Origin of the sequence: Microcoleus sp. LAD1_D5, from assembly GCF_036702115.1 — a bacterium.
GTDB lineage: Bacteria > Cyanobacteriota > Cyanobacteriia > Cyanobacteriales > Microcoleaceae > Microcoleus.
The window spans coordinates 97,294-112,218 of record NZ_JAUBSA010000006.1; the positions used below are offsets into that span (position 1 = coordinate 97,294).

11 protein-coding genes are annotated in these 14,925 nt (G+C 47.3%); 3 read left to right on the top strand and 8 right to left on the bottom strand.

The window, feature by feature from the left end:
* The first annotated feature begins 21 nt into the window (after positions 1-21).
* Positions 22-4,362 carry an amino acid adenylation domain-containing protein gene (locus QUA70_RS04860; RefSeq protein WP_333345304.1) on the top strand — a complete coding sequence of 1,447 codons (4,341 nt, stop codon included), beginning with the start codon at positions 22-24 and terminating at the stop codon, positions 4,360-4,362.
* Between the two features lie 123 nt (positions 4,363-4,485).
* Positions 4,486-5,643: an aldo/keto reductase gene (locus tag QUA70_RS04865; protein ID WP_333345306.1), complete on the top strand. Its 1,158-nt coding sequence runs from the start codon at positions 4,486-4,488 to the stop codon at positions 5,641-5,643.
* A gap of 162 nt (positions 5,644-5,805) precedes the next feature.
* Here the strand turns inward: QUA70_RS04865 and QUA70_RS04870 are convergent, their stop codons facing one another.
* The 8 genes from QUA70_RS04870 to QUA70_RS04905 all read right to left on the bottom strand — a co-directional run bounded on the left by QUA70_RS04870 (position 5,806) and on the right by QUA70_RS04905 (position 12,985).
* Positions 5,806-6,846 (bottom strand): tetratricopeptide repeat protein, encoded by a 1,041-nt coding sequence (locus QUA70_RS04870; RefSeq protein ID WP_333327711.1) that lies wholly within the window; start codon positions 6,844-6,846, stop codon positions 5,806-5,808.
* A gap of 452 nt (positions 6,847-7,298) precedes the next feature.
* A complete protein-coding gene (locus QUA70_RS04875; RefSeq protein ID WP_333045652.1) occupies positions 7,299-8,072 on the bottom strand; it encodes a BMC domain-containing protein in 774 nt (257 codons plus the stop codon).
* Positions 8,073-8,276: 204 nt separating this feature from the next.
* A complete protein-coding gene (locus tag QUA70_RS04880; RefSeq protein ID WP_333345308.1) occupies positions 8,277-8,957 on the bottom strand; it encodes a carbon dioxide concentrating mechanism protein in 681 nt (226 codons plus the stop codon).
* 289 nt (positions 8,958-9,246) lie between these two features.
* Positions 9,247-10,899, bottom strand: a complete 1,653-nt coding sequence (locus QUA70_RS04885; protein WP_333327717.1) for a ribulose bisphosphate carboxylase small subunit — start codon at positions 10,897-10,899, stop codon at positions 9,247-9,249.
* Between the two features lie 118 nt (positions 10,900-11,017).
* Positions 11,018-11,323, bottom strand: a complete 306-nt coding sequence (locus QUA70_RS04890; RefSeq protein WP_006635057.1) for a EutN/CcmL family microcompartment protein — start codon at positions 11,321-11,323, stop codon at positions 11,018-11,020.
* A 280-nt stretch (positions 11,324-11,603) separates the two neighbouring features.
* Positions 11,604-11,945: a carbon dioxide-concentrating mechanism protein CcmK gene (locus QUA70_RS04895; RefSeq protein WP_006635058.1), complete on the bottom strand. Its 342-nt coding sequence runs from the start codon at positions 11,943-11,945 to the stop codon at positions 11,604-11,606.
* 96 nt (positions 11,946-12,041) lie between these two features.
* Positions 12,042-12,353, bottom strand: a complete 312-nt coding sequence (locus tag QUA70_RS04900; RefSeq protein WP_006635059.1) for a carbon dioxide-concentrating mechanism protein CcmK — start codon at positions 12,351-12,353, stop codon at positions 12,042-12,044.
* 506 nt (positions 12,354-12,859) lie between these two features.
* Entirely contained in the window at positions 12,860-12,985 is a 126-nt protein-coding gene (locus QUA70_RS04905) for a hypothetical protein (protein ID WP_333327720.1), read from the bottom strand.
* On the opposite strand from QUA70_RS04905, the gene QUA70_RS04910 reads away from it, so the two are divergent.
* A complete protein-coding gene (locus tag QUA70_RS04910; RefSeq protein WP_333345310.1) occupies positions 12,977-14,851 on the top strand; it encodes an NAD(P)H-quinone oxidoreductase subunit F in 1,875 nt (624 codons plus the stop codon). The genes QUA70_RS04905 and QUA70_RS04910 overlap by 9 nt on opposite strands.
* Positions 14,852-14,925 lie beyond the last annotated feature (74 nt).

Genomic DNA, 14,925 nt, shown 5'->3' on the forward strand with positions numbered 1-14,925 from the left:
AAACATAAAGCAATATAACCCATGCAAACAATTAATGGATTTCGGCTTTCTCCTCAACAAAAATATCTGTGGCTGTTGCAACAAGATAGTCCCGCTTACCGCGCTCAATGTGCGATTTTGATCGAGGGCAATCTCCAAGCTAATGCCTTAAAAGAAGCGCTGCAAAAAGTCAGCGATCGCCACGAAATTCTGCGGACGAGCTTTCAGCGACGTTCTGGGATTAAATTTCCGATTCAAGTGATTGGCGATCGCAGCTTAATTTCCTGGCAGATCGTTAATCTCGAATGCTTGACCCCGCCAGAACAAGCGGCTAAACTCCCTGAAATTTTTCAAAACGAAAAGCGCTCAGTTTTCAACTTCGAGCAAAATCCAATTTGGCGGTTATTCTTAATTTCTCTATCAGCAAACAGGCACATTTTGCTTGTTAGCCTGCCTTCCCTGTGCGCCGATTCCCGCACCATCAAAAATTTAATTCGAGACATTAGCCAGTGTTATGCAGCTTGCTTGCAAGGTGAGGAACTGGCCGACGAAGTGGTGCAATATGTCCAATATTCGGAATGGCAGAATGAATTGATTGAGGATGAAGAGGCGGCAGAGGGCAAAAAATATTGGACTGATCCAGATTACTCGGCGCTAGCCAGTTTAAAATTGCCTTTTGAAAATAAAAAGAGCAGCGCGTCTGATCCATTTGAACCGAATTTTTTTGAGGTTAAAATAGAACTGAGTTTACTAGAAGAAATAGAAGCGATCGCCCGCCGCTACAAAACCTCAATATCTGCTTTCTTTCTAGCTTGCTGGAAAACGTTGCTCTGGCGGCGGGCGGGAAAGGCAGAAATCATTATTGGCACCGCCTTCGACAATCGCAAATATGAAGAATTAGAACCAGCACTCGGTCTATTTGCCAAGTTTTTACCGCTTCGCAGCCAACTGCAAGAAAATTTTACCTTTCAGGAAGTTTGGCAGGAAATTCAGCAATCCGAAAGCGAGGCTTATAAATGGCAGGAATATTTCAACCGGGATGATATAAACGGATCGGCTGGATTGCCATTTTGCTTTGAGTTCGAGGAACAAGTAGAAAAGTATGCGGCGGCTGGCGTAGATTTTTCAATTTACCAGCAATATGTCTGCGGCGATCACTTCAAAGTTAAACTCTCCTGCGTGCGCCGAGAGGATGCTCTCATCGCTGAGTTTCACTACGATCCGGCCTTGATAGGGGAACAAGCGATCCAATGTTTAGCAGAGCAATTCTACACCTTAATAAAAAGTGCTGCTAATCAGCCAGAAACCGCTCTCGGCGAGTTGGAAATTCTGAGCGATCGCGCCCGCCACCAAGTCTTAGTTGAGTTCAACCAAACACAGAAAGATTACCCAAAAGACAAGTGCATTCACCAGCTATTTGAGCAACAAGTGGAGCGCGTACCAGATCGCCTTGCGGTTGTGTGTGACAATCAGCAACTCACCTACCGAGAACTCAACGCCCGCGCCAACCAAATCGCTCATTACCTACAACAATTAGGAGTAAAATCCGAAGGATTAGTGGGAATTTGTGCTGAGCGATCTGTGGATGCGATCGCCGGAATGCTCGGCATTCTCAAAGCAGGCGGCGCGTACTTGCCACTCGATCCGGCCATGCCAAAAGAGCGCCTCGCCTTGATGTTGCAGGATGCCGGAGTGGCAGTGCTATTAACGCAACAACAGCTAATCGAAAAATTGCCAAAAACTCAGGCAAAAATCGTTTGCTTAGATGCAGAAATTCCCTCTGTCTCCCCCTCTCCCTCTCCTCCTCTCTCTCCTGAAAATTTAGCTTATGTCATTTATACTTCCGGTTCCACTGGCACGCCAAAGAAAGTGGCAATTGAACACCGATCGCTGGTCAATTACCTCTACAGCATTCAGGAACGGCTAAACCTGCCATCAGGTGGCAGTTTCGCAACCGTTTCTACCTTGGCAGCAGACTTAGGAAATACAGTAATTTTTCCAGCTTTATGTACGGGAGGAAGCCTTCACATAATTTCCCAGGAACGCGCCACCGATCCAGAGGCGATCGCTACTTACTTTCAGCAGCATTCCATTGACTGTCTCAAAATCGTTCCCTCCCATCTAAAAGCTTTATTAACTGCTTCTGATCCGGCGCAGGTTTTGCCGAAAAAGCGATTAATCCTTGGCGGCGAGCCCTTAAGTTGGAATTTGCTCGAAACTATTCAGAAATACGCCCCAGACTGTTCAGTCTTCAACCATTACGGGCCAACAGAAGCAACCGTAGGCGTGCTGGCTTATCCCATCAAAGACCGAGAAAATTGTATTTCTGAGACAGTTCCCCTCGGTCGCCCTATCAATAACGCGCAGATTTATTTACTTGATTCGCACTTGCAGCCAGTTGCCATTGGCGTGTCCGGCGAGTTATACATCGGCGGTGCTTCTTTAGCTCGCGGCTATCTAAACCAACCCCAATTAACAGCAGAAAAATTCATCATCAACCCCTTCGACGCCGAACAAGGAGCGCGTCTGTATAAAACAGGAGATTTGGCTCGGTATTTGCCGGACGGAAATATTGAGTTTTTAGGACGGATCGACAGCCAAGTTAAACTGCGAGGGTTCCGCATTGAATTGGGGGAAATAGAAGCAGCGCTATCTCAACATTCCGCTGTGCGCGAAGCAGTAGTTTTGCTACTGGAAAATGAACCGGGGAATCAGCGCTTAGTTGCCTATGTTGTACCCGCGAGGGAATCAGCGATCGCTATTAACGAGCTGCGGTCATTTTTAAAAGAAAAACTGCCCGACTACATGGTTCCTTCTGCTTTTGTCGTACTGAAAGCATTGCCCCTCACTGCTAATGGAAAAATAGACCGGCGGGCGCTGCCAGCGCCGGAGGCGGCGAGAGCCGATTTAGCAGATACTTTTGTCGCTCCTAGCACTCCCATTGAGAAAATGCTGGCTGAGATTTGGGCCCAACTGCTAGGGCTGGAAAAAGTGGGAATTTATGACAATTTCTTTGATTTGGGGGGACATTCATTACTGATTACTCAGTTGCTAGCAAAGGTAAGAGATTCTTTCCAAAAGGAATTGCCCTTGCGCCGTTTCTTTGAAGCGCCTACCATCGCTGCTTTAGCAAAGAATATTGAGGTGAAGCATGGGGCGGATTCTGCGGGCGATCGCACTGCAAGTTTCGATATTAACGCTGAAGTTGTTTTAGATCCGGCAATTCGCCCTGCAACTCCATTGAGCGAGCCAAAAACTGAACCAGCTTGCATTTTCTTAACAGGGGCGACGGGCTTTTTGGGAGCCTTTTTACTCCGCGACCTCTTGCAACAAACTCAAGCAGAAATTTATTGCCTAGTCCGTTCTGCCGATTCAGAATCAGCTAAAAAGCGGATTCAAAGCAGCCTCGAATCCTATTTAATTTGGGATGAAAGCAGCAGCGATCGCATTATCCCAATTGCTGGAGATTTGTCTCAACCACTTTTGGGGCTTTCCGAGGAGCAGTTCCGAGTTTTAGCGAGTAAAATTGATGTCATTTACCACAATGGCGCGTTTGTCAAGTTTACTTATCCCTACTCTGTTCTCAAACCCGCTAACGTTTTGGGGACGCAGGAAGTTCTGAGATTGGCGAGTCAAACTAAGCTAAAACCCGTCCATTTAATTTCTACGATTTCCGTTTTCTCGGCAATGGGGGAATCTGGGATTAAGGTGGTGCGAGAGGAGGATGAACTAACTCCCGGAGAGGGTCTAAAAGGCGCTTACACTCAGACTAAGTGGGTGGCAGAAAAGTTAGTAGAGGTCGCGCGCGGTCGGGGCGTTCCTGTTAGCATTTACAGGCCAGGTCGCATTTCTGGGGACAGCCAAACAGGGGCTTGCAATCCCAGTGACTTACTGTACAGGTTAATCGCTGGTTGCGTGCAACTTGGATGTGCGCCCGATGACGATAAGCTGATGAATGTAGCGCCTGTTGACTATGTGAGCCGAGCGATCGTTCATCTTTCGAGCCAAAAAGAATTGCTCGGAAAGACTTTTCATTTAGTCAACCCTCAGTCCTTTCAAATGAGTGAATTGCTTGGCTGGATTTGCTCCATGGGTTATCCAATCAAACGAGTTTCGTCTGAGACTTGGCAAGCAGAAATAATCAATCGCGCTGGATATTCTCCAGAAAATGCGTTGTATCCGCTTGTCGGTCTTTTCTCGGAAAAAGTTTCGGAAGCAGAAATGGCTAAATCTGCCACGCTGCAATTCGATTGCCAGAATGCGTTGAAGGGACTTTCTGGAACGGACATTATCTGCCCGCAAGCGGATGCGAGTTTGTTTCGGACTTATTTTTCCTATCTCGTCGATCGCCAGTTAATAGAGGCTTCCAAACATCTGGTCTAAAAATGTAGACGCGCGAGCGATCGCGCTTCTACCTTGCTCACTTTGAGGAGGATTTTAAATCAAGCATTACTTAGACTTGCGGAATTCCTGATTATTTTATGTAACAGAAGGCAAAAGATTTTTATGTTAGGAAGTAGTAATGCGATCGCGATCACAGGCCGAGCTACCGCAGAAGGAACGCGGCGTTACAGGGAACGGCACAACAAAAATTGTGCAGCTGATCACTTCGGAGAAACTGGTTCGCTTGTTGTCAGCTCGATTGGAATTGGCACTTACCTTGGCGAACCAGATGAGTATACTGACACTCTGGTGGCGGAAGCTGTAGTTGAATCGGTTCGGCGGGGTGCCAACGTAATTGACTCAGCAATCAACTACCGCTACCAGTACGGAGAGCGGAGTGTCGGAAAGGCTATCCGGCGTCTCCTGGAATCGGGAGAAGCTTCAAGGGATGAACTAATTATCTGTACGAAAGGCGGCGTTGTTCCGCATCCAAATCCAAACCATGTAGACTGGTTTTATCAGCAGTACGTCGAGCCAAGCAACTCTACTGTCAGCATGGCAGATTTGGCCCAGGAGCGTTACTGCATCCACCCAGAATACATTAAAGATCAGCTTAATTGGAGCCTCGCCAACCTCGGCATTGAGACAATCGATGTCTACTATCTTCACAATCCAGAAAAGCTACTTTCTCAAGTTGAACCAGATACTTTTTACAATCGGTTGCGAGAAGTTTTTGAGGTACTTGAAGGTGCAGTTTTAGCTGGAAAAATTGCCAATTACGGTCTGGCAACTTGGAATGCTTTTCGCGTACTTCCAACTGAAACAAACCATATCGATTTGGCGCGTGCGAAGTCCATTGCTCGGGAAGTAGCTGGGAACAAAGAGGATCGGTTTCGGTTTATCCAGCTTCCTTTGAATATGGGGATGCCGGAAGCGGTGCTAACTCCAACTCAAACAATCGAAGGAGAACAAGTCTCAGTATTGGAAGCTGCCGATCGCTTAGGCATTTGGGCGATCGCCAGTAGGTCGATCTGTGAAGCGCAGGTTATCGGTCAGATCCCAGAAAAGATTGCTTCTGCCTTTGGCGAAAGCTTGCGGACAGACTGCCAGCGGGCGCTCCAATATACCCGGAGCGCCCCTGGCCTCCTGAGTGCCCTTGTAGGGATGAAAGCGCCAAAACATATCGAAGAGAACCTAGCCCTTGCTGCTGTCGGGCGGCTTGGGAGAGCAAGCTTTCAGGAACTTACTGATTCAATTGTTGAAGTGTTAAACGGAAATTGAAGTTCCCCTTGCCGGAGAACGGCTGAACTTAAAATCTTGAATGGCATTATGGAATAGTTTCAGTTAATGTTTATGGTTCTTCCGTACTTAGTGTCCTAAAATTGGATATTATTGTAACATTTTAGCCCACTAAGTACGCAAGCTTCCTGATTACTGACTAAATCAATCATTAATAAATTCACCTTCACAGATAATCGAGTCTCTGTTCTCCAAATCTTCTTGATTCCAGACCGCGTTTAATGCTGCTGAACTTAAAGAAGTTGACATCGTATTTAAGGTTGTGTTGTAGTATTCGACAGCATTATTAAGTTCTACCTGTGGCGCTTCCTTAAAGTACGAATTAATATCAGGCGTGCACCGCTGGGCCTGGTAGTATACATAAGCTTCAGCATTAATGCACATTACGTGGTAAAAATCTCTATTTGCTGCCGTCACATCTCCAAGTTTATACAGCGCTAAACCCCGGTTGAGATAAGCTTTAACATAGTTGGGTTCTAGTTCCACTGCTTTGTCAAAGTCTTCAATTGCAAGCTGCATTTGTTTTAATTTATAGCGAACGCAACCTCTGTTATAATAGGCATAAACATTTTGTGGATCGATGCCGAGTGCAGTGTTGTAATCGGCGATCGCCTGCGTATTGTCTCCTAATTGGTGGTAACAGAGACCTCGATTTATGTAAGCTTTGATATATTTAGGATTCAACCGCAGCGTTTCGTTAAAGTTTTCTGTTGCTGCCTCTTTTTCTCCCAAAAGGTAGTAAGCGCGCCCCCGGTTGTAATAGGTTTTATAATTGTGGGAATTGAGAGAGAGAGCTCGATTGTAGTCTTCTATTGCTTCTTCGTAATTTCCTAAATTAGCAAGTACAAGTCCCCGGTTGTTGTAGATAGCATGGCTGTTAGGCTTATTTGCTAAAGCGCAGTTGAGATCTTCAATGGCTTTTTCGTGTTCTCCGAGATGACGCCAAGCATTGCCTCGATTCAAGTAAGCCTCGAAGAAATTAGGATTGATATCTAGGGCTTGGCTGAGGTCTGCGATCGCTTTTTGGTAGTCTTTCATGTAGTAGTAAACCAAGCCGCGATTGTTATAGGCTTTGGCATCGGCGGGATTGACTTGCAGTATCTGATCGAAGTCCTCAAGTGCTGCTTCATAGTTTCCTTTCTTGGCGCTGTGCAAACCACGCTTGTAAAATTGTTTGAGGTTCATAGGTCAACTTTCAGGATTGCTTGATGCTGGGGGTTGATTCCTGTGCTGTCAGTTTTGAGTTAAATAACTGTTAAACTTCTCTTTTTTTGCCACCCGTTATTAGATTACCCTCAAATTGATTGTAGGCTATCTACCGGAAACAGGATTTTAGGTTCATTTTAACAGTAGTTAAATCCTGTTGAAAGGCTGTGCACGTCGGCTGGATTTACTTATTAGTCAGTTCGATTGTTTACCCGACGATCGACTGGATCTCAAAAGTCTAGTTTTACTTGGTGCTGTGTGTCTCTTGATGCGACGGCGATCGGCTCGATCGCCAAATTAAGTTTGAGACCGCTATTCAGTATAAATTGTTGCCAGCAGTCCTACCGAGTAAACTCTATATTTTTTTGACAAACTTCGTCCCATTATTTGCTGCAGTACGTCTCTACAAACTTTTGTTGCCTAATTACCAATTACCGATTGATTTCCTCTTCCACATAAACAGTCAATTTCTCCAAATCTGGAAGTTCAATCAATTCTTGTTCCTTTTCCTTAACCGACACGGGCATCATCACAGGTTTACGGTGCTCGATCCAGCAACTCGCCAGCGGTAAAGTTTGTTCCAAATCTTCCAAAGGCCTCGGAATTACCATCACCGCGTTCAACTCGCCAATTCGCTCAGCTTCGTACATCCCGGCCTCTACGGCTACTGCTACATCTGCAACTGCACCGCGAATAATTGCCGTGCACAAACCGGCGCCAATTTTCTCGTAAGCTGCCAAGTGTACGTCTGCGGATTTGAGCATAGCATCGCAAGCACCGACCATTGCCGGAAATCCCCGCGTTTCGAGCAAACCGATCGCCTGATTGCTAAGCCGAGAATAATTGCCACTTTCGGAAAGTTCAGTCAGCCGAAAGCCGATCGGCAAAACCACTTCCAAATTAGCCAAAGGTCTAGGAATCACCAACTTAGAAACAAACTGCCCGAACTGTTCGGCAGTTTGAGCTCCAGCTTCCACAGCCAAACGCACATCCGAAATTCTGCCCCGGACGATCGCGGTACAGTGACCGGAACCAATTTTTTCGTATCCTACTAAAATCACTCCTGCCGACTTCAGCATCATGTCAGCAGTCCCCACAATTGCCGGAAAACTCTTGGTGGATACCAAACCCAAAGCAGTGTCTTTGAAGTATTCCTGGCGCTGCGATCGCTCTTCGTGACTGTTACGATCTGTTTGTCCGTCCATCTTCTATTACCCTTAGAAACTTCCCAAAATAAAAATTTGTTGATAGTTTTAGTTTCTCAGATGAGAAGACAGACTGCACGAGCTACAAGACACTGATTGCTGCTGCAAGGCCTGACAAATTGCTGAGCTACCAATAATATGAGATTACCTATTTATATTTGATCTTTCTGCCTTCAGCATAGCTGCCTTTTGCCGAAATGACGGCTACCCGGAACCGCCCGATAGAGTTTGGCCGTTTTCGTCCGATCGATTAAAAGCTTGCCGGTGCGGAAACAGCGTCCCCAACAGCCGATTGATGTGAGCTTGACCGTAGAGAATAGTCGGCGTTTCCCCTGGTTGGGGAGGCTCTGCGGTGGTGGATTCCGGCGGGTCTGGGGCAGTCTCCGGCTCCGTTTGAGGCGGTGTTGGGGCGGGTTGTGGCGGCTCGATCGGCTCGATCGGTCGATCGACTGGTGGCGTAGTCGCTTCGGGGGTTTCTGGTGATGTTGGCGCTGCTGTTGGCGCTGTTGCGGTTGCTTCTTCTGCAGCGGCTTGGCGGCTGGTATCTCCCATTAGAGAACCTGCTGGCATAATTTGCATTTTTTCGATACAAGGATTGATTAGGGTCGTTCCGGCGCCAATACAGGCATTTTCCCCGATCGTTCCCGCACCTACCACCAGCACCCCTGCACCCAGAATAACGCCCGCCGCGATTTCCAGAGTACCTTCACGGGCGTGAAGGATAACTCCCATACCGATACAGGCACCGGCGGCGATCGAGATCCGGCTGCCCGGAGCTGCTTGCAGGATTGCTCCAGGGGCGATCGCCGCACCCTCATTCACAACTACATCGCCACTCATCAAAATCTGAGAGTTGCTACTTAATTGCAGTGGCGATAAATACATTCAACTTCACCATGAAAGGAGCTATTTTTTTAGATCAAAGGACTTTAAATTATGGGTTTTTTCGACTAATAAATTTAACCATGTCAATCTAAGAAACGATAATTTACTAATACTGAGAAGATTGATGCTTTAACGTTTTCTAGAAAGTTCCAGAAGATTCTAGATTTTGGCCAGCCCTTCTCAATCGAGCTTTTTAACTATCTCAAATCCAACTTCAATCCGCTTGGATTTCTCCCGTGGGCACCTGTGCGAGGGCTTAACGGGAGAAACAAGCTAATTACCAGGCAAATTAAGGTCGTTGGATAATTTCTTCGAGGACCCGGCGCTTCGCCTTGGAGTCGATGCCAAGCAAACGGACGTACTCGCCACTGTGTTCTTTGAGACAGCTTTCGAGGGCAGAAATCACTTCAGATTCGCGGTTGGATGCGATCGGGGCACAACTGCTCCAAGAACCGGTGCGGAAACGGCGCGCGTCGGCGTGTTCCGTGCCAATTTTGTAGCCTTGGGAAAGCAGGTTGCGGATTTGGTCGATCGTCTTGCCGGTCAAACTTCCGTTGCTCGCCGAACCAGTCGAAGCTGCTTTGTATCCCGATGTTGCTGCCGACTTAGATGTTCCTGCCGGGTTAGCCGATTGACCAACCGGGCCGTCGGGACGCTGAATAATTTCTTCAACTATGCGTCGCTTAGCTTTCGGGTCAATCCCGATCAAGCGCACGTACTCGCCCGGGTACTCGTTCATCACAGCTTCCAAAGCGGCGATCGCCTCAGATTCGTTTCTCACTTGCAGCGAAGCCCCGCTTTGCCAAGAACCGGTGCGGAAGCGGCGCGCGTCGGCGTGTTCCGTCCCCACCTTGTAGCCTTGAGCTAGCAAGCCGCGAACCTGAGCCACTGTTTCGGCACTCAATTTTCCGCTTGACACGGAACCGCTATTGTGGTTGGAAGCTTGTGCAACTTTACCGTTAGATTGGTGAGTTTTCGCACCGTTAGAACCGTTAGAGCCGTTGTCTCCCGGTCTTTGGACGATTTCTTCTAGTACGCGGCGCTTGGCTTTGGTGTCAATCCCGATCAAGCGGACGTATTCTCCTTGGTGTTCAGCCATGCAAGCTGACAAAGCCGCGATTACTTCTGAGTCACGGGTTGAGGAAATCGGGCCGCAAGTGCGCCAAGAACCGGTACGGAAGCGGCGCGCGTCGGCGTGTTCGGCTCCCACGCTGTATCCTTGGGCTAGTAAATTGCGGATGCTATCGGCAAGAGTTGGACTCAATTGGGTGCCGGCATGGGTAGAATATTTGGTTTGATTCATGTTTGGGTTTGTACTTTTCTCGTTGCGAATTGGTGCTAGACAGGCGATGTTCTCAGCGCAGCGATAACCCGTTCTCAGAGCGTCATTGATGCCGATGACATGGGTTGCAAATTGAACGTCAGAATCTTGAACGTCTGGCAAGCGATCGGCTTGCTTCTGATTAGTGATGATGGCTCCCGAAGGCACGTACTTACCCGGGGGAATCTCCACATCTTTAATTAGTACGTGCATCATGACAATGCAGCCTTTGCCCACTCTGGCATTGAACACCGTAGAGCGAAAGCCGATAAAGCTATCCTCGCCCACGTAGGCAGGGCCGTGAATTAAACTCATGTGGGTGAGGGAAGTATTTTTCCCCACCCACACAGAATAGGATTTGCCGTCGTCTCCTGTGACTCGGCCTTGTTCTAGGCCGTGAATCACTACTCCGTCTTGAATGTTGCTTCCTTGTCCGATATAAAAAGGAGTACCTTCATCGGCGCGAATAGATGTCCCGGGGGCAATCATCACATTAGAACCGATATGCACATCCCCAATAATGTTAGAAAAGGAATGTACGAAGGCGGTATCGTGAATTTTGGGCTCAGCCAAGTTTTTCGACCAAGGCGTCGGGGGAGCCGCAACGTTGCGGACTGCCATAAATTAAGTTCTCCTAAGCTGAAAAATCTTTTTGTTAGTTGTTAGTTGGTAGTTGTTAGTTGTTAGTTGTTAGTTGTTAGTTATTTTTCCACTAACTGCTAACTGCTAACGGTTGCAACTAGCCGTATGGGTCGTCTTTTTTACTGTAAATGAGGCGGTTTTCTACATTGACAGTATCTATAATGCCTACTACCAGAGCATCGATCGGACGGTTTTCGCTTCCGGGTGCAATCCGGGCTGCGCTGCCTCGGGTTACTAAAACCCATTCATCGATACCAGCACCCACACAATCAGCGGCTACCTCATAGCCGGGAACTGGCGAACCTTCCTCATCGATGAATTGCAGCAGTAGAAATTTCGATCCTCTCAGCGTCGGCTCTTTTTGGGTACTGACAACTGTGCCGAGAACTTTGGCCATTTGCATTTTAGGTAATAGGTAATAGGTAATTGGTAATTGTCATTTTTACACTGTCACTTGTCTTTTTTTTATTAGCTCTGTCCTCAGTCCGCTGTCCGCCTTTTAGATCTTCGTCTAGTAACTAATGACTAATGACTCATGACTCATGACTAATAACCAATATCCCATACCCACCTCAATTAAAAATTAAAAATGCTAAATCAAAAACCTCGCGATTTTTAATTTTTAATTACCAAACGCCCCTCACCGCCGTGAAGCGAAGCTATCCCGTAGGGAATCGCCTATCTTATGATCTGTTGAGGGGGCGAATGCCGCTCACGCCTTCACGGAACTGTTCTACAGCTTCGGTGTAGCGAATCGGCAGCACGTACTCTAAGTTTTCGTGAGGGCGGGCGATAATGTGGGTGGACATCACTTGTCCGCCGTTAACGCGCTTCACTGACTCTACTCCGGCGGCGACGGAAGCTTGCACTTCGGAGACATCTCCTCTTACAATGACCGTAACGCGAGCGCTACCGATTTTTTCGTAGCCTACCAAGGTGACGCGGGCTGCTTTGACCATCGCGTCAGCGGCTTCTACCACTGCCGGGAAGCCTAATGTTTCGATCATGCCAACTGCAATTGCCATTGGTTTTACTCCTGATTGAATATTTGGGGAACTAAACAGTTAATTTTTGACGATCGCACAAATTTTCCTTAAACGAAATTTTTGTGCGCTAAGAACTTAGTAGCCTCGGAACTGTTCTACTGCTTCTGTATATCGAATCGGCAGAACGTATTCTAGGTTTTCGTGGGGGCGAGCGATGATGTGGGTAGAGACGACTTCTCCGCCGTTGACCCGCTTGACTGATTCCACTCCTGCTGCGACTGAGGCTTGGACTTCCGACACGTTGCCGCGCACAATTACGGTGACGCGGGCGCTGCCGATTTTTTCATAGCCCACGAGGGTAACGCGGGCAGCTTTGACCATAGCATCGGCCGCTTCCACAACAGCGGGAAAACCTTTTGTCTCAATCATTCCCACGGCAATTGACATTTTTGAATCTCCTTTGAGGATGAGCGAAATTACCGTTACAAATCTTTGAGAAATCTAAAAATTTGGACGGGGAGGCCCACATTTTTTAGTAATGCAGTGTAAAGCTTCCTATCCTATAAGAATAGGGGAATCTGTCCACCTTGACAATATAAACTAACATCATAATGTTTAATAACAAAAATTAAAATTTTTTATGTTACTTAAAATAATTTAATATTTATTTAATAATCTTAATATTTAGAGGGGTAGATACCGAGAGCGAGGGGGGATTAAAGTAAGTAAGAATACTCATAAAGTAGAGTTCGGTATGTGAAGCCGGAGCTGATCACTGCCTGGAAAATTGGGGATTTCAAAAGGGGGATCGCAGGGAAATCGGCAAAAAAGGCAGTCTTGACCCCTCGGCAGGGATTTTTTTCTTTGAGTGCCTCTTCTGCTCAGCCAGTAATTTTGTGTTGAGATAATTATCAGTTTTGATGCTTTAATGTATAGTTAATCTGGAGTGCAAATTATTTTGCCACAACTATACGATCGGCTTTAGTCAAAGTTTTAGGGCCTCGTGCGATCGCCCGCGACTGTTTTTGTATAAAGGCAGCCAGTAATTTCAAGTTTAAGGGATAAATTAAATGACTCAATTTCTCCTCCAAGCCTGTTGGTGGGTACCTTTATATGGCTTGATAGGCGCAATTTTAACTTTGCCGTGGTCTACGGGAACCGTTCGCAGAACAGGCCCGAGACCTGCAGCTTACTTCAATTTGCTGATGACGGTGGTGGCTTTCATACACGGGTCAGTTATTTTTACAGCGACTTGGGATCAACCACCCCAACAGTTGCTAGTGCACTGGGTGCAAGCAGCAGATTTAGATTTGTCTTTTGCAATAGAAATCTCCACCGTCAGCGTCGGAGCAATGGAGTTAGTTAGTGTTCTGAGTTTGCTAGCACAAATTTACGCTCTTGGCTACATGGAAAAAGACTGGGCGCTAGCTCGATTTTTTGGGCTGATGGGTTTTTTTGAAGCAGCAATTAGCGGCATTGCCATTAGCGACTCGCTGCTTCTAACTTACGCTTTGTTGGAAGTGCTGACGCTTTCAACTTACTTGCTAGTCGGGTTTTGGTACGCTCAACCGCTGGTAGTAACAGCCGCTAGAGATGCGTTTTTAACCAAGCGTGTAGGAGACGTGCCACTGCTGATGGGAGTAGTGACGCTTTCAACTTTAGCAGGAAGTTTGAATTTTTCCGATTTGGAAACATGGGCGGAAACTGCAACTTTGTCTCCCCTAGTGGCGACTCTTTTAGGTTTGGCTTTAATCTCCGCACCTACGGCCAAGTGCGCTCAATTTCCCTTCCATTTGTGGCTCGACGAGGCGATGGAAGGGCCCAACCCGGCTTCGATTATGAGGAATACGGTAGTTGTGGGCGCTGGGGCTTATGTTTTAATTAAACTTCAGCCTGTTTTAGCGCTGTCGCCCGTGACTGATGCGGTGCTGGTGGTGTTGGGTGCAGTGACTGCTGTTGGCGCTTCCTTGGTGGCGATCGCCCAAATCGACATCAAAAGAGCACTATCGCATTCTACCAGCGCTTCTATGGGTTTGGTGTTTATCGCCGTGGGGCTAAATCAAGTTGACATTGCTTTGCTGTTGCTGTTCGCCCACTCGATCGCCAAGGGCCTATTATTCATGAGCGTAGGGTCAATTATTGCCACAACTAACACTCAGGATTTAACAGAAATGGGTGGGTTGTGGTCGAAGATGCCTGCCACGACTACGGCTTATTTAGTAGGCGCTGCGGGGATGGTAGCCCTGTTGCCTCTGGGCAACTTTTGGGCGATGCGGCGCTGGCTCAACGGTTTTTGGACGGTGCCTTTGTGGCTGGTAATTGTGCTGCTTTTAGTTAATGGTTTGACAGCACTAAATTTAACTCGCATATTCGGTTTAGTTTTTGTGGGAAAACCGCAGCCGAAAACTCGCAGAGCTCCAGAAGTTGGTTGGCCGATGGCTTTGCCGATGGTAATTTTGACAGTGATGGGGCTGTTGGTGCCTTGGATGTTGCAGGAGTGGCAACTATTAATTAGTTGGACTGGGCCTTGGGCGGAAACGGGAGATTTTGATGCTTTAAATTTGCTTTTGAAGACGCTGGATACGCCGCTGTTGTTGTTATCTGGGTTGATTGGCGTTGCGGTTGGGGTGGCGATTTATTGGTACGGGGTTTTACCTCGACCGGTACGGCTGCCGGTGCCGGCGGTGCAGGATTTGTTTGCTTACGATTTTTATATCGATCGAGTTTACCGCTTGACTGTTGTTTGGGCTGTGGCTTCGATTTCTAAAATCAGCGCTTGGACTGATAAGTATGTGGTGGACGGGGCGGTGAATTTGTTTGGTTTTGCCACAATTTTCAGCGGCGAAGGGTTGAAGTACAGCGGCACCGGTCAGTCGCAGTTTTATGTGTTGACTATTGTGGCGGGGGTTGCTGTGTTGCTGGCGTTGATTATTTGGCAGTTTTAAACTGTAGAGGTTGGCAGATTAATTTTTCGGGGTTTGTCTGCTTTTTGTCTGATGTTATTTAATCTTAAACCGCA